The sequence below is a fragment of the Bacillus sp. CCNWLW194 genome (genome assembly GCF_037120585.1).
Classification (GTDB): domain Bacteria; phylum Bacillota; class Bacilli; order Bacillales; family Bacillaceae_G; genus Bacillus_A; species Bacillus_A basilensis.
Window position 1 is genome coordinate 115,072 of the sequence record NZ_JBBBBL010000002.1, and the last position, 19,689, is coordinate 134,760.

The window sequence follows — 19,689 nt, forward strand, 5'->3', positions numbered from 1 at the left end:
AGAAAGTAATATTTATATTCCTTTCGGGAACAGTAAGTACAACTTTGCACGAAGGAGTGTCCCTATTGCTTCTCTTTTTATGTAACGTATCATTCTTTTTTATCTTATTTTTATTATCACTTAAGATGCTCGGTAAATCTGCTTTAGCACAACTAACTCCTCATGATTTTGGTGCTATTATCTTTTTATCTTATTTAGCTTTTCAAGCCATACCAGTCTCTGGTGCTTTGCAAGCTTTTCTCGGTATGGTCGTTATTACATGTTTGCATTTAATCCTTACAAAATTAAGCCTATTCAACAAACTAAATCGTTTTATTCTTGGACACCCTATCATTTTAATTAAACATGGTGACATTATTTTTGAGAACCTACAAAAAAGTAGATATCCCATTGCTGAACTACTTTCTAACCTTCGCGTTGCAGGATACCCGAGTGTTCACGAAATTGAATATGCTATTTTAGAAGCAAATGGAGCCATTAGTATTTTGCCAAAGCGTGAACTTGTACCATTAACTCCAAAAGATTTGAACATAGATGTTAAATATGCTGGATTACCAATTGCCCTTATCGTTGATTCACAAATTCAATACGATAACTTAAAGTTAATTCATAAGGACAAACAGTGGTTATATAAAGAGTTAAAAGAAAAAGGAATTACAAATATTAAAAACGTTGCCTTTGCTTCTGTTCAAGAAATAGATGGATCTTTTGCAATTAGTTTAAAAGAATAGGAAATCCCCTTAATTGCTTAAGGGGATTTTCTTCATTATATTACTTCCTTCTCTCCCGCCATGTTTAATGGAACAGGATGTTTCATACGATTCATCGTAAATAGAATAATCGCTGTTATTACTTCCGCTACTGGCATAACGAGCCAAATTCCGTTTATCCCAAATACCTTTGGCATAATCCATAACAATGGAATAACAAATAGTAACCCTCGGCTCATTATAATAAGCGCGGATTTTTTCGTTTGTCGCACTGATTGGAAGTACTCTCCATACACAATGTTATAGCCTAAAAATACGTATTGGATAAAGAACAAACTAATACCTGTTAATGTTAACTCCAATAATTCTGGAGATTGGACATCAAATAGACCAATGATATATTTCCCGAAGAATAATCCGACAATTATCGCAACGCCCCCAAGTACAACTGCAATTTTCACAGCAAACTGTAATCCTTCACGCAATCTTTCTGATAAATTTGCACCGTAATGGAAACTAGCAATTGGTTGCAATGCAGCACCTACACCGAAGAATAATAGTAATGTCATCGCATGAATGCTATTGACCATCGCATAGGAAGCTACTCCTACTTCTCCTGCATATTGGACGAATGCTATATTAAAACCAATCGTTACGATTGCCACCGTACTTTCTGTTATAAAGCTTGGAAAACCTATTATCATAATTTGTTTAATCGTATCCCATTCAAAATGGAATTTCGTCCACTTTAAAATACTACTTTTTCTAAAGAAATGAGTTAATAATACAAGGAAACCGATCGCTGCCGAAAGAATGGTTGCTGAAGCAGCACCTGTTACGCCCCATCCAAAAATAAAAATAAAGATATAGTCAAACATTATGTTTAATACAGCCGTTACAACAAGACCTGCCATTGCTAAATTAGGATTTCCATCATTTCGTATAAATGTACTTAAAATATTTTCTAAAACGTATATCATCCCAAATGTTAATAACACGTGTAAATAGTCTAACGCATACGGTAAAATCACTTCATTCGCACCGAATAAGTATGCTAAATCTTCTATTCTCCATAAACAAATCGCTGCTAAAATACCTACGATAATGACTGCTACCGTCATAGATTGAGTAAAAATAGACCTTGCTCTTTCTATTTTATTTTCACCTAGTGCAATAGAATATAACGTTGCCCCGCCCATTCCAATCCATAATGAAATAGAGAAGAAAATTGAAAACGCTGGAATAGCCACGTTTACTCCTGCTAAACCGTTTGCTCCAACTCCCCTACTAATCATAACCGCGTCAATTACAATATTAACTGACATTAATACCATCCCGAGAACAGCTGGTATTAAATAAGAAATAAATAAACTTTTAATTGGTTTTTCTCTTAATTTTTCTGTTACTTCCATACTGTTATGCTCCTTTTTTCAACGCTCTGTTCACAGTTTAAACCTTCAAGTAACTTGAAGGTCAAGAGAGAATTAAAAAATAGGTAACTTAATTATCGTGTTCAATGCCAATTTGTAATTAGTTCAAAGGTTTTCACCTTATTTTTTCATTATAGGAATTTGAATTTCTGTTACTTGCTCATCTGGATTTTCTGTTACAGACCAATCAATTAATGCAATCTCAATCGCATCTCCACTTACTTCGTATCCTTCTTGATCAATGTATGCAAGTAATTCCTTGTACGTTGCATCTGTTTCTTCATAAGGTCCATGATGATAAGAACAAGCATATAAACCTTCCTTAATCTCATCTGAATTATGCACTTCATACGGCATGTAATCCAAAAGAATAAAAACGCTACTATATGCCTGAAACTCATTTTGCATTAATCCTTTTTTTGCAACGGTTACACCGATATCTCCAGAAAATAAGCTATCATCCATTTGCCTCATATTTTTTTGCAACGAATGAATATAGTACTCAAACATATCATCCGTCGTATTTGGGGCAACTGCGATTGCTGTGATTTTTCGCTGCGGTATCTCTTTAATTACCATTTGTTCAGCTTTTGCTTTTGTTGCTTCCTTAATTAAATAAATTCTATGCTCCATTTTCGCCAAAGCATACTCAATCTCTCTTTGTTTTTTTAACATCATTTCTTGTTGTTTTTCCAGTAAATTGAGTGCGTATGCTGGGTTTCTTTCATCAATATATTTCTTAATTTCCTTTAACGGAATATTTAATTGACGTAAAAATTTAATCGTATCTAATAGTGAGAACTGATCGATTGTGTAATAGCGATAATTCGTTTGCGGGTCCACAATGGACGGATGAAAAATTCCTTTTTCATCATAATAACGTAAAGTAGATTCCGCTATATTATGCATTTTTGCCATTTCTCCAATTGTAAAACGTTTATTTAATAACATCTTTTATTCCCTTCCAATTTCTATTTCTTTCATTATATGTCCATTTTGTCTTCAAAACAAAAAAGAATTCCCATACGAGAATTCTTTTTATTCATTATTAAACCTCTATTATTATAGGAAGAATCATCGGCTTTCTTTTCGTATTCGTATATATATACTTCCCTAAAGCTTCTCTTACTTCTCTTTTTAAAATACCCCAGCTATTCACTTTCTCTTTCTTTAAATTATTAATCGTACTAACAGCTAATTTATTTAATTCCTTCAAAAATTCTTCTGAATCACGAACATATACAAATCCACGAGAAATAATATCAGGACCTGAAATTATTTCTCCATCCACTTTATTAAAAGTAATAACTATTACGAGCATTCCATCTTCTGAAAGTTGTTTACGATCACGTAATAAGGCATTTCCAACATCACCAATTCCTAATCCATCTACATATATATTTCCTGCCTGTATTTTTCTAGATTGAATTGCCACTTCATTACTTATATCTACAACATCCCCATTACGAACGATAAATATATTTTCTTTTTCAACACCAATTGATTCTGCTAATAAACTATGGTGATGTAGCATTCTGAACTCTCCATGAATGGGAATAAAATATTTCGGCTTCATTAATGTGAGCATTAATTTCAGTTCTTCTTGATACGCATGACCAGATACATGGACTCCAGTAGAACTACCGGATCCATAAATCACTTTGGCTCCTAAAGCAAATAGATTATCAATAATTCTCGAAACGTTACGTTCATTTCCTGGAATAGGAGTCGCGGCTATAATAACCGTATCTTCTGGTAATACATCAACTTGTCTATAATTTCCACTTGCTAAACGCGCTAAAGCTGCCATTGGTTCTCCTTGGCTTCCTGTACAAAGTATTGCGACCTGCATTGGATCTAAACGATTTACCTCACTCGCTTCAATTAACATACCGTCTGGAATATGTAAATACCCTTTCTCTAGAGCAACTTCTACTACATTTACCATACTTCTACCGAGCAAAGCCAGTTTTCGATTTGTTCTTATACAAGCTTCAACTATTTGCTGAACGCGATTCACATTAGAAGCAAATGTAGAAATAATTACTTTTCGATTTGCTTTCATAAATATTTCCTCTATCCGTTCCCCTACCGATCTCTCTGATGGAGTAAAGCCTGGTCGTTCTGCATTTGTACTTTCAGATAGTAAAGCTAGTACACCTTCACTACCTATTTTAGCCATTTTATGAATATCAGGATGTTGATTATTTACTGGTGTTAAATCAAATTTAAAATCACCTGTATGTACTACAGTACCTTCTGGTGTATGGAAAGCAATACCGAGACAATCTGGAATACTATGATTCGTTTTAAAAAAAGTCGTCTTAATAGAACCAAAATCAATTTCTGATTCTGAATGAATAACGATTAATGCTGTATCATCTTGAAGATTATGTTCCTTTAATTTAATTCCAATTAAACCTAGCGTTAACTTCGTTGCATAGATTGGTACGTTTAGTTGTTTTAAAAAATATGGTATTCCGCCAATATGGTCCTCATGCCCATGTGTCACTACTAACCCGCGAATTTTTTCTTTATTCTCTTGCAAGTATGTGACGTCTGGAATTATTAAATCGATTCCTAATAAACTTTCATCTGGAAATTTAGATCCGCAATCAATAACGACAATATCATTTTCATATTGAATAGCATACATATTTTTCCCTATTTCATTTACTCCACCTAAAGCAACAATAGACAAGTTATTTTTTAATGACTTCAAATTATAAGTCCTCCCTTTCACAGTTATAATTCGTGAAATCGTATTTAGGCTTTATTATTTGTAATGGAAAAGAACTTCATACTATTTCATAAATATAAAATTCACACGCTACTCTTATACCTATATCCCCAATAGCACAGCTTCTTCCTCAAAAAGCTCCCATTTTTTCATTGATTTTTTGTAAAATCTATTATATATTAATTACAGGTTCAAATTACGAGTTCAAAAGAACTTGTAACAAGACCCTTTGTTTAATGGGTTTTACATATTTTCATTAGGCAAATTCCGAGAAATCGTATGATAAAAATAAAAATGATGAGGAGAGGATCCGATGGAATTCGAATTTTTCTTTCAAATTGCACTTATTTTATTAAGTACAAAGCTTGCTGGTGATCTTAGTGTTAGATTAGGTCAACCTTCTGTACTAGGTAAATTAATTGTCGGTATCGTTATCGGTCCAGCTGTATTAGGGTGGATTGAAAATTCAGAGCTTCTAACACAATTAAGTAATGTCGGTGTTATTCTTTTAATGTTTATGGCAGGACTTGAAACAGACTTAGAAGAATTAAACGCAAATCGTAATTCTTCTTTAGCTGTTGCACTTGGAGGTATTATTCTTCCATTCGTAGGTGGTTACGTTTCTGGTCTTGTTATGGGAATGGAACAAGGAAATGCTGTATTTTTAGGATTACTTCTATGTGCGACAAGTGTTAGTATTTCAGTTCAAACACTTCGCGATTTAGGCAAGATGAAAACACGTGAAAGTACAACGATGCTTGGCGCGGCTGTATTTGATGACATTCTTGTCGTTATTTTATTAGCATTTGCAATGAGCTTCTTAGGTACAGACGATGTTAACTTAACAATGGTTATCTTGAAGAAAGTTGTATTCTTCGCTTCTATTATTTTAATCGGATGGAAAGGTGTTCCTGCGATCATGCGCTGGTTATCACCACTACGCGTATCTGAGTCTATCGTGAGTGCGGCTCTTATCATCTGTTTCTCATTCGCATATTTCGGCGAACTATTAGGAATTGCTGGTATTATCGGTGCTTTCGCAGCTGGTATCGCTATTTCTCAAACGAACTACAAACATGAAGTAGAAAAGAAAGTAGAACCAATCGCTTACGCTATGTTCGTTCCCGTGTTCTTCGTAAGTATCGGTATGAATATTACATTTGACGGTATTGGCAATCAAATTTGGTTCATCTTAGCATTAACAATAATCGCTGTATTAACGAAACTAATTGGTTGTGGATTTGGTGCACGAATGACTGGATTTGACGCTAAGTCTTCTGCAATTATCGGTGCTGGAATGGTTTCTCGTGGTGAAGTTGCACTTATCATCGCAGGAACAGGACTTTCTTCAGGTCTACTAGCACAAGATTACTTTACAGCTATCGTTATTGTCGTTATTTTAACTACAATGATTACACCACCAATGTTAAAATACACTTTTGGTGCAAAAGATAAAGCAATGAAAGCAAGTAAATAAGTTTCATAAAATAAAAAGGAGATTGCTATCTTATAAGATAGCAATCTCCTTTTTATTTTATCTTTAAACAATCCCGTTCTTTTTTAACCAGTTTTCAAAAATAGTTCGTGCTTCTTCATCATCAATATCATTACGAAATGAATACACCATAATTCCATAATCATCTATATATTCACCTAGCTTCATTTCCTCCACTTTCTTATAAAAATAGTCTACCTCATAATACGGAATATAAGCATCCCAAACTGGTTCATGTATTCTTTTGTACGCTGTCAGTTCCAAATCATATCCATCTTCATAATATCCGATGTGATAATGTTGATTAGGATCATATTTTGTCATAAAATTCCCCTCCCTAAAAAGAATTATCATATTTCACATAATAAATAAAAGCGAGCTGTATATTACAGCTCGCTCGATTCATTAAATACGTTCCATCGCTGTCTTCAACGTTCCAACTACGAAAGCAATTTCTTCACTTGAAATAACAAGCGGTGGTGCTAATGTTAAAACGTTATTATATCCTGCTGTTGTCATACCGTTTCGTCCTATAATTAACCCTTTTTCTTTACAAGCATTTACAACACTTGCGATTTTGTCGTTATCAATTGGCTCTTTCGTCTCTTTATCGTTTACTAGTTCAATTCCAACTAGTAGACCTTTTCCTCTAATATCGCCAACAAGTCGATGCTCTCCAATTTCTTCTTTTAATTGCTCTAGTAAAAGCGAGCCCATTTGTGCAGATCGCCCAATTAAATTTTCATTTTCCATAATCTCTAAGTTTTTAAGTGCTAATGTACAAGCTGCTGGGTTCCCACCAAAAGTATTAATATGACGGAAAAATTCATATTCTCCCTTGCCTTTAAATGCTTCATATATTTCTTTTTTCACAGCTGTCGCTGATAACGGTAAATATGCGCTTGTAATCCCTTTTGCCATTGTAATAATATCTGGCTTCACATCATAATTCATAAATCCAAATGCTTTTCCTGTACGTCCAAAACCGCAAATCACTTCATCACTAATAAGTAGTGCGCCGTGTTTTTGACACGTTTCATGAACAGCTTTCATATAGTCTTGTGGGGGCATTAAAATGCCCCCGCCCGTAATAATTGGTTCCATAATAAAGGCTGCAATCGTTTCACTTAATTCCCATGTCATGACACGGTCTACTTCTTTTACACATTCTACATCATAAATGTTCTCTCTTTCTATTCCAGGCATACGATAACAATCTGGCGGCGTTACATGTAAAAATCCTGAAGCAAATGGCTCATATTGATATCTACGCTGTGCTTGTCCCGTCGCTGCCATCGTTGCCATTGTATTTCCATGATATCCGCGGTAACGTGACATAAATTTATAACGATGCGGTTCACCTTTTTGCGCATAGTATTGCCTTGCTATTTTAAAAGCTGTTTCGTTCGCTTCTGAACCACTATTAGAGAAGAAAATAACATACTCTCCTCCAAGCCACTCATTTAATTTTTCTGCAAGCTTTATAGCCGGTTCATGCGATTGTGACATCGGAAAGTATGATAATGTTTGTAATTGCTTATATGCCGCCTCTGCAAGTTCTTTTCTTCCATATCCACTATTCACACACCAAAGACCACTCATTCCATCTAAATATCTTTTCCCCTGTATATCTTCAACCCAGCACCCTTCTGCTTTTGCCCCTACCATTGTACTATTTGGACTAAAGGGACGCATTCCGTGCCAAACATATTGCTCGTCTTTTGCTAATAACTCATCAGTCTGTTTCGTTTTCATCATTTCTTCCACCTTCCATAACAACTTATTTTTCACAAAAGCTGCACTGGTGCCATGATGATTTAAATTTCTCCCTGCTTATTTTCATTCCACAAAATTAAGAAAAAATCCTACTAACAATACAGTAATATTTACAAGAAAAAGGAGCTTTTCTTATCTATCGAAAAGCTCCTCTTTTTTAATGCGAGGATGCATCGCTAATACCATGACCAGTATTAGATTTCACAAGAATTTCATCAAATTTCGCTGCATCTTCTTTCTTACTAGATAAAACGGTTCCTAAATATGCTGCCAGGAATCCGAGCGGGATCGAAATAATTCCAGGTGTCGTATATGGGAATATCGCTTCCCCAACAAATATAGCTTTTCCAGCTACAGGGTTCCAAACATTTGGACTTAACGCTACAAGAACAATAGCTGATACAAGACCAACAATCATACCAGAGATGGCACCTGTTGTATTGAAGCGTTTCCAATATATTGTGAATAATATAACTGGTAGATTTGCACTCGCTGCAACTGCAAATGCTAACGAAACTAAAAATGCTACATTTAATGTTTGGGCAAATAACGCTAGTATAATAGACAATACCGCTACTCCAATAGACGCATAACGAGCCATGGATACTTGCTCTTTTTCCGTTGATTTTCCTTTACGAAGAATTTCATTATAAAAATCATGTGCGAATGCTGATGCTGCTGTTAATACAAGTCCTGCCACTACAGCTAAAATTGTTGCAAAGGCAATGGCTGATACGAAAGCAAATAAGAAATCTCCACCTAACGCTTTAGCTAATAAAGGTGCTGCCATATTACCAGCAGGGTTTGCTTTAATAATCGCCTCATTTCCTACAAACGCCGCTGCTCCAAACCCTAAGAAAATTGTCATAATATAAAATGCACCAATTAACCACGTAGCGTATACAACAGATTGACGTGCTGTTTTTGCATCACGTACTGTAAAAAAGCGAACAAGAATATGTGGTAATCCTGCAGTACCAAGGACTAGTCCTAAATTTAAAGAAAGCGTATCAAGACCATCTTTATACTTTACTCCTGGATTTAAAAACGAATCTTTTAACGGCGTAGCTGTTTTCATTTGAGCGAACATTTCAGTCACACTGAAATTAAATTTGGAAAAAACAATAACAGAAATAATAAATGTACCAGCCATAAGTAGTACAGCCTTTACAATTTGAACCCAGCTCGTAGCTGTCATTCCTCCAAAAATAACATACACAGTCATAAGTGTGCCGACGATTAATACAGATGTTGTATATTCAATACCTAATAATAGTTTAATAAGTGCACCCGCACCAACTAATTGTGCAATCATATAAAAAATTGAAATCGTCATCGTATTAAGCGCTGCAACTCCACGAACTTTTTTCGCATCAAAACGTGCCGCAATCATATCCGCTAACGTGTACTTCCCTAAATTTCTAAGCGGTTCTGCGACAAGGTATAGAACAACTAAATAAGCAACTAAAAAGCCGATACTATAAAAGAATCCATCAAACCCAGTTAACGCTATCGCTCCAGCTATACCAAGAAATGACGCAGCAGACATATAATCTCCTGCAATGGCCAGCCCATTTTGCCAACCAGTTAACCCCCCTCCAGCTGTATAAAATTCGCTCGCATTTTTCGTTTTTTTCGATGCAAAATAGGTTATGACTAGCGTACCAAGGACAATAATTAAAAATAGTGCAAACGCAGTCGTATTCAAGTTCAGCCCCTCCCTTTTTGCATATCTTGTAGAATTTTTTGCGAGATTTCATCAAAGGATTCCGCCTTTTTGCTATAAATCATACATAAAGCCCACGTCATAATAAATTGCGCAAACGCAAATACCCACGCCCACGTAACATCACCAAATGCCGGTGTATTGAGCACCTTTGAATACGATGTTAAAATAGGTAACGCAATAAAAAAACTTAAGAAGAAAATACTCATCGGAACGATAAACTTCTTTTTCGTATTTAATAGGAATTGAAATTCTTCTGACTGAACAACTTCGGTATAATTCACCTCATTTTGTAACTTACGTGCTGAAGTATCATCTCGTTTCATTCTCCGATCCCCTCTCTTACTAGAAATACATTTCCCTCTTGTATACCTAAAGACTAAATTTTATAAATATTCAGAAACTTATTTTCATTTTAGACAATCCATACATTCCTGCAAAGATTTTTCGATAGACATTTTTCGGCAAATTCCCCTAAGTTTTTAATATACTATCTCAACATAAACTTTTTGGCTTTTCAATCCACACTAATCAAGCTTTTATTCTCGTTAAAACAAAAACAGAAGTAGAGCTTATTGCACCACTTCTGTTTTTTTCTCTTTTTCTAAATTACGAGCTGTTTCGCTTAATTCAACGTCTTTCCCATCTTTAAGCGTTCCAAATATGAAATCGAATACTGGATTCGAGACACCGAACCAAAACTTTTCATTTTTATAATGGTGTAATATGTGCTGTTTTTTGAGCCATCTTCCAAACTTAGTAACGGGACGAATCGGCTTATGTGCAATATAATGTTTCCATTCATAAACAAGAAGCATGATAATCATTCCGATTCCGAATGAAAGTGTAACAGTAACACTTTTTGTTATAGCGTATGATATAAGTAAATATACAGTAAAGCTAGGTATACTAAACCATACAGGCAAAAATAAAAGTTTTAAATCATCTGGATACACGTGATGATCATAATGTAATCTTCTTAACATTTTTAATAAAAATACGTTTTTAGGTGGCTTTAAGTGAAATAAAAACCGATGTGTCATATATTCGTTAAGCGTATAAAAAACAATCCCAAACAAACACGCTAACATACCGATCCATGTGAAAAATTGCATTTTTAAAATAATGATAAAAACAAATAGGATACTATACATAATAACGATATCATGTTGTAAAAAGAACTCTTTCCCCACTCTCTTCATCTTCCTTCCCCCTTTTCCAAAAAAACAGTCGCAACATATCGTTACGACTATTTCTTCTATTTTCTATTCTTATTCTATTCACTTTACAAATTTGCCTGTTGCTCTATTGTCGAGAAAAAATTATTCGATCCAAATATATTTTGCTTTGGAATAATATGTTCCACCGCAAACACTGTTACTTCTCCTCTTTGTACCTCTCCAATAATGAGCCCAAATACTTCATGATTTACCGCAAACGTTGGTTGCTTTGTTTGTAGTAATCTTGCCGCATTATAAAATACCGCTTCATATAGTGGATTCCTATTAGTAATTTCTTTTCGAATTTTTGGTGCTAACGTAATAATAATTTCTTTTCCGTTAATAGTGGTTCGATACATAAAAATCTCCCCTTCAATCTTATGTGAACAACTGTAAAGCTTTGTATGCAAAATGGATAGAATATCCTACTAAAATAATACCTGCTCCGGCTGTTATATAGCCGAGTGCTTTTTGCTTTAATAAAGTTCTGCCAAAATGGACAGAAAAAGCAATATTTAAATTCCACAAAATAATACCAACGATAATACAAAGACTGTACAAAAAGGCTTCTTGTTTCGTTACCTTCGTAAGCAATGAGCTAAGTGTACTTCCGTATATACCAAACCAAAAAACAAGATTCAATGGATTGGATATCGCAATTAAAAAACCTGCCATAAACGATTGTTTAAGACCACCTACCTCTTCCTTTTTATATTCCATATTCGAGTGGGAAATTCCTTGTTTTACACTTTGAAATCCTAAATGAAATAATAAGAAAAAACCTGTGCAATACATAAAAGCTTGTACATATGTATACATAAACACAGAAGATAAACCGAAGTAGATGAGAAGCATAAACAAAATGTCTGCAGTCATGCCACCAATTCCAACAATCCAGGCATGCCAAAAACCTCGTTCAATTCCTCGTTTTAACATTTCAATATTAATCGGACCGACTGGCGCCGCTAATGAAATACCTAATACAATTTGTTGTATAATCGCTCCAAACATCGTTCTATCCTTTCTACTTCCTTTACTATTAAGTAATGATGTAATGATTAAAAATAGACTAGCTTTCATCAAAATATTCACTACTAAAATACCCTTTTTTATCCAAAATATGCAAAAGAGCCATTCAGATGATGGCTCTTACTTTTCTATCTTATGAAGAAAAGGACATTTTCCTTTTATCGGCTCTACATCGTCTCCTATAAAGTATTGTTTCCATTCCCGATGTTCGTGATCACCATAATGACTAATGTTAGGATGTTTCGGCAGCTGATCCCACTTTTCAACTCGATCTCGGACCGTTTGTCTTGAATATGCTCCTTTAGGACGGTCGCCTTCTAATCCATCAAAAATGGTACGTGGCTGAAACCCAATAACAAGAGAATTTCCTAAATGCCTAGTTTTTCGTTGTTTATAAGCTGGCGCATTTCCAAATGCGAATATCGGTTCCCCGCCAAATGAAAATTCCCATAAGTAATGATCTGGGTCTTCAGGAATTTGCTTCGGCCATGTTTGATTATCGTTTTCATATAAATATTGTAGTACTTTCCAAAAGTAATCACGATAATATTCGATTGATTGTTCCTCACATTCCGGTTCCACAAAAAGAAAAAAGCCTCTTCTTACAATTGGGCGTTCTTTCATTAACTCTAAAAAAGATAACATTGTATGCGGCAAATGACTCCAATCATTATGAGAGAGAAAGGAATAACGAAGTTCATTCTTTTTCAAAGCAGTTAAACCAAAAAAACATGGAAAAGTTGGTTCTAATACGATGTTTGAAAAATTTTCAAATTCTTTCGCAACCCAATTCGGTATATCCGTTCTCATTCTCATTCCGTCATTATCTAATAAATAAGACTCATTCATTCTTTCACCCCATTATGTATAGCATTCAATTAAGGCTATTACATACTCGGCCTGTCCTATACCTATTTAAAATTCGGCTGAAAATTATTTAAAAATACAAAAAAATAAAATCGCTTACTTGACTAAATTCTCCCAATTCGTGTATATTTAAATTAATCATTTAGCAGAATATTCAAGATTATAGCATTTTTAGTTTATCTTATCTTTTCAAATGGATTTCACTAAATGAAAAAAGCAAATGTTTTTAGGAGGAATTGTAACATGCAAGGAAAAGTAAAATGGTTTAACAACGAAAAAGGTTTTGGATTTATCGAAATTGAAGGCGCTGACGATGTATTCGTACATTTCTCTGCTATTCAAGGAGACGGCTACAAAGCTTTAGAAGAAGGTCAAGAAGTATCTTTCGATATCACTGAAGGAAACCGTGGACCTCAAGCTGCTAACGTAGTAAAACTTTAATCCAACATTTGACAGGAGGTTACCTTACTTGGTAACCTCCTTTGTTATTCCTTTGTATATTTCCGTTTTACAGAGCAAAAACTATGTGAAATGCGCAATATACAAAGGAGGCAGTAAAAATGGGATCAGAAGTAAATGATTTTGAAGAAGTGAAATTCCGTGTAGAAACGGCACAAAAAATGGTGGGTTCAGCAACAATTTCAATGGATCCAGACACTTTAGAGCATGCCACAACTGCTGTAGAAGCAGCTCGCTCTCAGCTTGAAATTATGAAATCTGTTGCAGTAGATTTAGATGAGCCGTTTCTAATGAATGAGGAAAAAAAATTAAGCAAATGCGAGCAGCAATTAAACGAAGCAAAGCACTAAAAAAACATCCAGAGAATGTTCTCTGGATGTTTTTTCATGACAACTGTTCCCCATACTTTTTCAATGTTTCTCCAACTGTACATTGCCTAATACAAAATGAATGAGCATAATATTTACTATTTGTCTTTCGATTATGTTCTCGCAAAAAACACCCTTCACAATACGTTTCTAATAAGTCATTTACCTCTGTAATGAGTTGCTTTTTATCCACCGTTGCACCTCTCTATTCGGTTATTCCTTTATGACTATCAATGACTGTTCCTTCTAATGCTTGCGTTGCTAATTGATGTGCTTCTTTATTTTGTTTTCTAGATATTGGCTCGCATACAAGTTTTAATTTCATTTGCTTCGCTTTTTGTTCAATTTGGTCTAAATAATGATTTAAATGCTCATCATAGCAAGGCCATTCTCCAGCCAATTGTTGCAATACCACTTGAGAATCCCCGCGAAGTGTAACTGCTTCATACTTGATCCCTAATTCCTCGAGTATATTCATACCGTATAATAATGACGCATATTCGGCTTCATTATTATCATATATACCTTCTATATATGCATTGCGGCGAATTCGGTAGTTTTTATTTCCTTTTTTATAGTACACACATATACCTACTCCAGCTTCTTTCGTCTGCACATCATAACCACCATCAAAATAAACGAGTATTTCTTGGGGCTCATCCTCCACTTGCTTACTCAGTTTTTTCATCTCTTTTAATGACCATTCTGCATCCATTTCATCGTAAAATAATAATTCTTTTACTCTTCCTGTTTTCTCAAAATCCTCTGCAAATTGCAGTACATCTTCTATGTTCATATAATCTGTCGTTAATTCCGTCTGCAAACCGCGCTTTGTTTTATACAACCAATGAATTTTATATTTCATACTACATTCCCCTTATGTAAGACTTCTTATATGTATCCAGCTAATGAAAGCCTCACTTTATTTTATTATATTTTATCAAGAGTCTCTGAATTATATTCAATATTATCACATGCAAAAAGAGCTATCCCTTTTGGAATAGCTCTTTCATCTATTACATAAATCTTTCAAATTGTACTCGCTTATTAATCCAGTACATTACAGGCATACCAATGGCCATTACAACAAATTCACCGGCGGCACATGTTAACCAAGTCAACATAAATGGTAAATCAAATGCAAGATGAAGTTCAATTGCAATCATAAACATTGTAATTGTAAAGATAACTGTATTAAAAATCATACGAGCCCAAACACCTTTAATGAATCGCATAGAAATAATGGTTGCAACTAGTGCAAGAATAGATTGCCCTACTCCAAATACTAAATCGTAAGCGATCATAGGTGAGAAAAAGAGATTCGTTAAAAATACACCTAATACAATTCCGTAAATTGCTTTCTTATTAAATACAACGAGATGATTAAACATCTCTGAAATACGAAACTGTACACTCGTAAAGCCAAATGGCTGAATAAGCATAGAAACAGCAATATATAATGCCGCTAAAATACCATTACCGACTAATGTTCTAATATTCATGACAAAATCTCCTTAGTTTTTTTACGTGGGATGGTTTCGAACCACGTTATTCGTTTTTTAAGCAACAAGATTATATTTTACGCGGTAGCCCCCCTTTCGTCAATAGATTCCTATCATGAACTACCTTTTTTCTTTTAGACAACGTATAATGAAATATATGAAAGATTTAGGAGGTTTTACTTCATGACTGCAACAATTCAAAATGAAAACGTGATCGTTACCATCTCTGACAAAGGTGCAGAATTACAAAGCGTTCGCTTAAAAGCAGACAATACAGAATACTTATGGCAAGGTGATTCTACTTATTGGGGACGCCGTGCACCAATTTTATTCCCAATTGTCGGCCGATTAGTAGATAATACATACTACGTAGATGGTAAACCTTATTCTTTAACACAACACGGCTTCGCTCGTGATCTTACATTCTCTGTAAAAGAACAAAGTGAAACGAAAATCACTTATATCGTTACTAGTAATGAAGAAACATTAAAAAAATACCCATACGAATTTGAATTACTCGTGTCTTATGAACTAGAGGGACAAATCGTTCATGTAACATATGAAGTGAATAACCCCACTTCAAAAGAAATATTCTTCTCAATCGGAGCACATCCTGGTTTCAACTTCCCGTTATTAGAGGGCGAATCATTTACAGATTATTATTTATCATTTAATAGTTCTGAACGCTTAGAAACAAGTGTATTAGAAGGACCTTACCTTTCAAGTAAAAAGCAATTAATCGCTGAAAATACGAATGAATTACCACTTACATACGATTTATTTAAAAATGATGCGCTTATTTTTGAAAATATGAATACGGATGAAATCTCTATTCGTTCTCATAAACATAATAAATTTGTAAAAGTAGAATTTGACGGATTCCCATTTGTCGGCGTATGGACACCAGGCGAGAATGCACCTTTCCTATGTATCGAACCTTGGTACGGTATTGCTGATGAAGTAAATCCAGCAAAAGATTTCAAGGAAAAAAAAGGAATTCAATCTTTGCAAGCGAATGAAACATTTACATGTCGTTATAGCATTACAATTGGCTAATTACTCTATCCCCTACTTCAAAGAAATATATAAGTAGGGGATCATCTTATAATTTGGAGGTTTCTCATTTTGATTGAAGTATATATTGATGGTGCATCAAAAGGAAATCCTGGTCCTTCTGGTGCAGGAGTATTTATTAAAGGGGTTCAACCAGCTGTACAATTATCATTACCCCTCGGGACAATGTCCAATCATGAAGCAGAATACCACGCTTTACTTGCGGCATTAAAATATTGCACGGAGCATAATTATAACATTGTCTCTTTTCGTACAGATTCGCAACTTGTCGAGCGAGCTGTTGAAAAAGAATACGCAAAAAATAAAATGTTTGCACCACTATTAGAGGAAGCACTGCAGTACATAAAAAGTTTCGATCTCTTTTTTATTAAGTGGATTCCAAGTAGTCAAAATAAAGTCGCTGATGAGTTAGCTAGAAAAGCTATCTTACAAAATTAACGGGGGTATGAGTGTGAAAAAAGATTGGATTGCTCCTCTTGCTTTATTATTTGTCTCTTTTATTTGGGGAGCTACATTTGTCGTCGTTCAAAATGCTATGTCTTTCGTTGGTCCATTTACTTTTAATGGTATTCGCTTTTTATTCGCCGGAATTATTTTATTATTCGTTCAAATGATTTTCTCAAAAAAAGCTTCAAAACACGATATAAAACAGAGTAGTCTCGCGGGATTAATCGTTGGATTCTTTTTATGCGTTGGCTATGTATTACAAACATTCGGCTTACTTTATACAACTTCTTCAAAAGCAGGTTTCTTAACAGGGCTTAGTATCGTTATGGTACCAATTTTGTCTTTTATCTTTTTAAAACAAAAAGCTACCATTTTTATCGTAATGGGCATTGCTGTAGCAACAGCAGGTTTATACTTATTAACGGCTGGTGATTCTTTTCAATTAAATATTGGAGATATACTCGTTCTCGGTTGTGCAGTTGCTTTCGCTGCTCATATTCTTGTTAACGGCTTCTTTTCTAAAAAAATATCACCTTTATTGTTAAGTACGTCGCAAGTATTAGCTGTCGGTATGTTTTCTTCTATTTGCGCCTTTCTGTTTGAAGATTGGGAAAAATTATTTTCAGTAGCACTATGGACGAATTCTTCCTTTTTATTTGCTCTATTCCTAACTTCCCTATTCGCGACATCCATTGCTTTTTTCATCCAAACATCAGCACAAAAACATACATCTCCAACGAGAGTAGCCATTATTTTCGCAATGGAGCCCGTTTTTGCTGCCTTAACAGGCGTTCTCGTTGCAAACGAACAACTGTCTATTTCTGCTATTATCGGATGCCTATGTATTTTCCTAGGCATGGTTTTTGTTGAATTACCTTCCAAAACAAAAAAAGAAGCGCAGGCTGCGTGAAGTTACGCTTGTAACTTCCGCATAAAAGCCTTAGCGCTTTTTTTATCTGTAATTTCTTCCTCTTTCAATCGTTCTAATAACGCAACAAAATAACTGCCATCAAACTGAAATTGATGTTTAATTGTCGCTTCTATCGCTGCGTTAACAATTCCATCAGATGCACCAGTATATCCTTGTCCGAACATAATAAACCCTTGTGCTTCCTCTGATAATTTAAATCCTTTCGTATGTAAGAATGAAAGATAATCTTCTACTGTTTGCATGATATTCCCACCTACTCAAAAATTCTCCACTTCTTATCATACATGTTTTTACACGCTATGAGAATGAAATTTATTTGACAACTTTGTAAATCAGTCTTTACTTCATTAATAATGGAGGATTTCCTTATAATATGGAGGAATATGTACAGTGGAACTTATTTCATATTAAAGGGGAGACACGATGAAACAAGCACTATTAATCATTGATGCTCAGCAAGAATTAATGGATGGAAATGAAAAAGAAAATGAAGTTTTTCGTAAAAAAGATCTATTATCTACAATAAATACAGCCGTACAGAAAGCACTAGATGCAAATGCCCTTGTTGTTTTCGTAAGAGATATCGATGTTGCTTCTGGTAGCGGAGAAGGATTTGAAGTACATAATCAAATTCAAGTGCCTCAGTCTGCAATCCTTATTAATAAAGCAGCAACAAATTCATTCTATGGTACTTCTTTACTTGAAACTTTAAAAGAAGAAAAAATTAACCATATCGTTATCGGTGGATGTAAAACAGAACATTGCATCGACACCGCTGTTAGGACCGCAACTGTACAAGGCTTTGACGTTACATTAATTAAAAACGGTCATTCCACAACTGATTCTAATGTGTTGACTGCAGAGCAAATTATTGGTCATCACAATAAAATTCTACACGGCCATTATAATGTTGACCATTTTTCTATGGTGAGAGATGTCGAGGAAGATCTCTTTCAGCCAACTCACAATCAGTATCGTGATTAACGAAAAAGAATCCTTCGTTCAGAAGGATTCTTTTTCATCCAAAAATTTGCGCTGCAATGCTATATAACTCATTATTCCTTTTTAATAATTGATTGCTATTTTTCATCATTATTGGTGGTGTATTTACCTTTTGAAAACCAGCAATCTCTAACTCTTTCAGAAAACCGTCCTTTCCTTTTGGTACATCCATTCTTAATCTCCCATCATGCCCTCTTGCTAAAGCATGTACTATTCTCATTGCCATTGCATCATTTTTAGCAACGATCGGTCCTATTATTTTATTTTCTGGCGTTTGTATACTTATACCGTATCCTACTACATTTTCTTTTGTATCCTTTACAACGACACACTGTTCACTTTGCATAATTCTTTGTTTTAAAAACTCGTTTCGACTTATTCCAAATGCGCCTTCATCTATTTTTATTATCCTTTCTAAATCCTCCTCTTTATAACCCATCATATATTCTTCATCTTCTGCACATTTATAATTTGTATTGTACGAGTTACATATGTATTTAGAAACATAACTTACTACCCTAAATCCTAATTTTTTATATAAAGGCTTTCCCTCATCTGTAGCAATCAGCATAATTGAAGTTTGAGCTGATACGCTATTCATGCAAGAACTCGTTATCGCCTTTCCAATCCCTCTTCCCTTATAATCCGGATGTACAATTACCATTCCTATTGACGCTAACGCCTCTCCGTATAATATAATTGCAGCGCTTGCAATAAGTTTTTTTCTCTCATTCCATACGCCATATACAATACCTGAGTTAAAAATCGTTTCAACTTCTTCTCTGTTATAATCCCAACCAATATAAGAAGATAACGCAACAATATCATTTATATCTTCTTTTCTAAGACGCTCCACTCTTATTTTCAATCCAATCATTCTCCAACCCCTTATCTAGACATTTAAATCATTATT

Annotated in this window: 24 protein-coding genes and 1 riboswitch; of the genes, 8 read left to right on the plus strand and 16 right to left on the minus strand. The window is 34.6% G+C overall.

The genetic code is table 11. The annotated features are described in order from the left end of the window. The first annotated feature begins 65 nt into the window (after window positions 1–65). Window positions 66–731 (plus strand): DUF421 domain-containing protein, encoded by a 666-nt coding sequence (locus V7S50_RS03970; protein ID WP_063224094.1) that lies wholly within the window; start codon window positions 66–68, stop codon window positions 729–731. A 35-nt stretch (window positions 732–766) separates the two neighbouring features. On the opposite strand, the gene V7S50_RS03975 is transcribed toward V7S50_RS03970, so the two are convergent. The 3 genes from V7S50_RS03975 to V7S50_RS03985 form a co-directional block, all read right to left on the minus strand. Further along, a complete protein-coding gene (locus V7S50_RS03975; protein WP_242251259.1) occupies window positions 767–2,122 on the minus strand; it encodes an MATE family efflux transporter in 1,356 nt (451 codons plus the stop codon). A gap of 138 nt (window positions 2,123–2,260) precedes the next feature. Next, window positions 2,261–3,091 carry a MerR family transcriptional regulator gene (locus tag V7S50_RS03980; RefSeq protein ID WP_242251257.1) on the minus strand — a complete coding sequence of 277 codons (831 nt, stop codon included), beginning with the start codon at window positions 3,089–3,091 and terminating at the stop codon, window positions 2,261–2,263. 97 nt (window positions 3,092–3,188) lie between these two features. After that, window positions 3,189–4,862: a ribonuclease J gene (locus V7S50_RS03985; RefSeq protein ID WP_242251256.1), complete on the minus strand. Its 1,674-nt coding sequence runs from the start codon at window positions 4,860–4,862 to the stop codon at window positions 3,189–3,191. 331 nt (window positions 4,863–5,193) lie between these two features. On the opposite strand from V7S50_RS03985, the gene V7S50_RS03990 reads away from it, so the two are divergent. Beyond that, window positions 5,194–6,357 carry a cation:proton antiporter gene (locus V7S50_RS03990; protein ID WP_060630255.1) on the plus strand — a complete coding sequence of 388 codons (1,164 nt, stop codon included), beginning with the start codon at window positions 5,194–5,196 and terminating at the stop codon, window positions 6,355–6,357. Window positions 6,358–6,420: 63 nt separating this feature from the next. On the opposite strand, the gene V7S50_RS03995 is transcribed toward V7S50_RS03990, so the two are convergent. The 8 genes from V7S50_RS03995 to V7S50_RS04030 form a co-directional block, all read right to left on the minus strand. Next, entirely contained in the window at window positions 6,421–6,699 is a 279-nt protein-coding gene (locus tag V7S50_RS03995) for a DUF3986 family protein (RefSeq protein WP_242251255.1), read from the minus strand. 81 nt (window positions 6,700–6,780) lie between these two features. Further along, on the minus strand, window positions 6,781–8,130 hold the full coding sequence (locus V7S50_RS04000; protein ID WP_242251254.1) for an aspartate aminotransferase family protein: 1,350 nt from the start codon (window positions 8,128–8,130) through the stop codon (window positions 6,781–6,783). A 178-nt stretch (window positions 8,131–8,308) separates the two neighbouring features. Next, entirely contained in the window at window positions 8,309–9,859 is a 1,551-nt protein-coding gene (locus V7S50_RS04005) for a solute symporter family protein (RefSeq protein ID WP_217994233.1), read from the minus strand. Between the two features lie 2 nt (window positions 9,860–9,861). Continuing rightward, window positions 9,862–10,203 (minus strand): DUF485 domain-containing protein, encoded by a 342-nt coding sequence (locus V7S50_RS04010; protein ID WP_242251253.1) that lies wholly within the window; start codon window positions 10,201–10,203, stop codon window positions 9,862–9,864. Window positions 10,204–10,449: 246 nt separating this feature from the next. Next, window positions 10,450–11,079, minus strand: coding sequence for a sterol desaturase family protein (locus V7S50_RS04015; protein ID WP_242251252.1), 630 nt, complete (start codon window positions 11,077–11,079; stop codon window positions 10,450–10,452). An 83-nt stretch (window positions 11,080–11,162) separates the two neighbouring features. Further along, window positions 11,163–11,456, minus strand: a complete 294-nt coding sequence (locus V7S50_RS04020) for a hypothetical protein (RefSeq protein ID WP_063224103.1) — start codon at window positions 11,454–11,456, stop codon at window positions 11,163–11,165. 19 nt (window positions 11,457–11,475) lie between these two features. After that, window positions 11,476–12,108, minus strand: coding sequence for a LysE family transporter (locus tag V7S50_RS04025; protein WP_137051569.1), 633 nt, complete (start codon window positions 12,106–12,108; stop codon window positions 11,476–11,478). Window positions 12,109–12,246: 138 nt separating this feature from the next. Continuing rightward, window positions 12,247–12,975 carry a YqcI/YcgG family protein gene (locus V7S50_RS04030; protein WP_242251251.1) on the minus strand — a complete coding sequence of 243 codons (729 nt, stop codon included), beginning with the start codon at window positions 12,973–12,975 and terminating at the stop codon, window positions 12,247–12,249. Window positions 12,976–13,236: 261 nt separating this feature from the next. Here V7S50_RS04030 and cspB point away from each other — a divergent pair, with 261 nt between their 5' ends. Together cspB and V7S50_RS04040 are read left to right on the plus strand one after the other, a co-directional pair. Then, window positions 13,237–13,434 carry a cold shock-like protein CspB gene (cspB, locus tag V7S50_RS04035; RefSeq protein WP_001161725.1) on the plus strand — a complete coding sequence of 66 codons (198 nt, stop codon included), beginning with the start codon at window positions 13,237–13,239 and terminating at the stop codon, window positions 13,432–13,434. Between the two features lie 119 nt (window positions 13,435–13,553). Continuing rightward, a complete protein-coding gene (locus tag V7S50_RS04040) occupies window positions 13,554–13,802 on the plus strand; it encodes a DUF2564 family protein (RefSeq protein WP_000534400.1) in 249 nt (82 codons plus the stop codon). Between the two features lie 34 nt (window positions 13,803–13,836). Here the strand turns inward: V7S50_RS04040 and V7S50_RS04045 are convergent, their stop codons facing one another. From V7S50_RS04045 to V7S50_RS04055, 3 genes are all read right to left on the minus strand, one after another. Beyond that, entirely contained in the window at window positions 13,837–14,013 is a 177-nt protein-coding gene (locus V7S50_RS04045; protein WP_000358801.1) for a zinc-finger domain-containing protein, read from the minus strand. A 12-nt stretch (window positions 14,014–14,025) separates the two neighbouring features. Continuing rightward, complete coding sequence (locus V7S50_RS04050; RefSeq protein WP_242251250.1) at window positions 14,026–14,685, minus strand: ribonuclease H family protein; 660 nt, start codon at window positions 14,683–14,685, stop codon at window positions 14,026–14,028. Between the two features lie 151 nt (window positions 14,686–14,836). Continuing rightward, complete coding sequence (locus V7S50_RS04055) at window positions 14,837–15,322, minus strand: QueT transporter family protein (RefSeq protein ID WP_063224105.1); 486 nt, start codon at window positions 15,320–15,322, stop codon at window positions 14,837–14,839. A gap of 6 nt (window positions 15,323–15,328) precedes the next feature. Next, a riboswitch (PreQ1 riboswitch) is annotated at window positions 15,329–15,373 on the minus strand. A gap of 132 nt (window positions 15,374–15,505) precedes the next feature. Here V7S50_RS04055 and V7S50_RS04060 point away from each other — a divergent pair. From V7S50_RS04060 to V7S50_RS04070, 3 genes are all read left to right on the plus strand, one after another. Then, window positions 15,506–16,378, plus strand: a complete 873-nt coding sequence (locus V7S50_RS04060) for an aldose 1-epimerase family protein (RefSeq protein WP_242251249.1) — start codon at window positions 15,506–15,508, stop codon at window positions 16,376–16,378. Window positions 16,379–16,447: 69 nt separating this feature from the next. Then, window positions 16,448–16,834, plus strand: a complete 387-nt coding sequence (locus V7S50_RS04065; RefSeq protein WP_000573873.1) for a reverse transcriptase-like protein — start codon at window positions 16,448–16,450, stop codon at window positions 16,832–16,834. 13 nt (window positions 16,835–16,847) lie between these two features. Further along, window positions 16,848–17,753 carry a DMT family transporter gene (locus V7S50_RS04070; protein WP_063224107.1) on the plus strand — a complete coding sequence of 302 codons (906 nt, stop codon included), beginning with the start codon at window positions 16,848–16,850 and terminating at the stop codon, window positions 17,751–17,753. 2 nt (window positions 17,754–17,755) lie between these two features. On the opposite strand, the gene V7S50_RS04075 is transcribed toward V7S50_RS04070, so the two are convergent. Next, window positions 17,756–18,016: a DUF6123 family protein gene (locus V7S50_RS04075; protein ID WP_063224108.1), complete on the minus strand. Its 261-nt coding sequence runs from the start codon at window positions 18,014–18,016 to the stop codon at window positions 17,756–17,758. A gap of 181 nt (window positions 18,017–18,197) precedes the next feature. On the opposite strand from V7S50_RS04075, the gene V7S50_RS04080 reads away from it, so the two are divergent. Continuing rightward, on the plus strand, window positions 18,198–18,758 hold the full coding sequence (locus V7S50_RS04080) for a cysteine hydrolase family protein (protein WP_242251248.1): 561 nt from the start codon (window positions 18,198–18,200) through the stop codon (window positions 18,756–18,758). A gap of 34 nt (window positions 18,759–18,792) precedes the next feature. On the opposite strand, the gene V7S50_RS04085 is transcribed toward V7S50_RS04080, so the two are convergent. Continuing rightward, window positions 18,793–19,653: a GNAT family N-acetyltransferase gene (locus tag V7S50_RS04085; RefSeq protein ID WP_242251247.1), complete on the minus strand. Its 861-nt coding sequence runs from the start codon at window positions 19,651–19,653 to the stop codon at window positions 18,793–18,795. Window positions 19,654–19,689 lie beyond the last annotated feature (36 nt).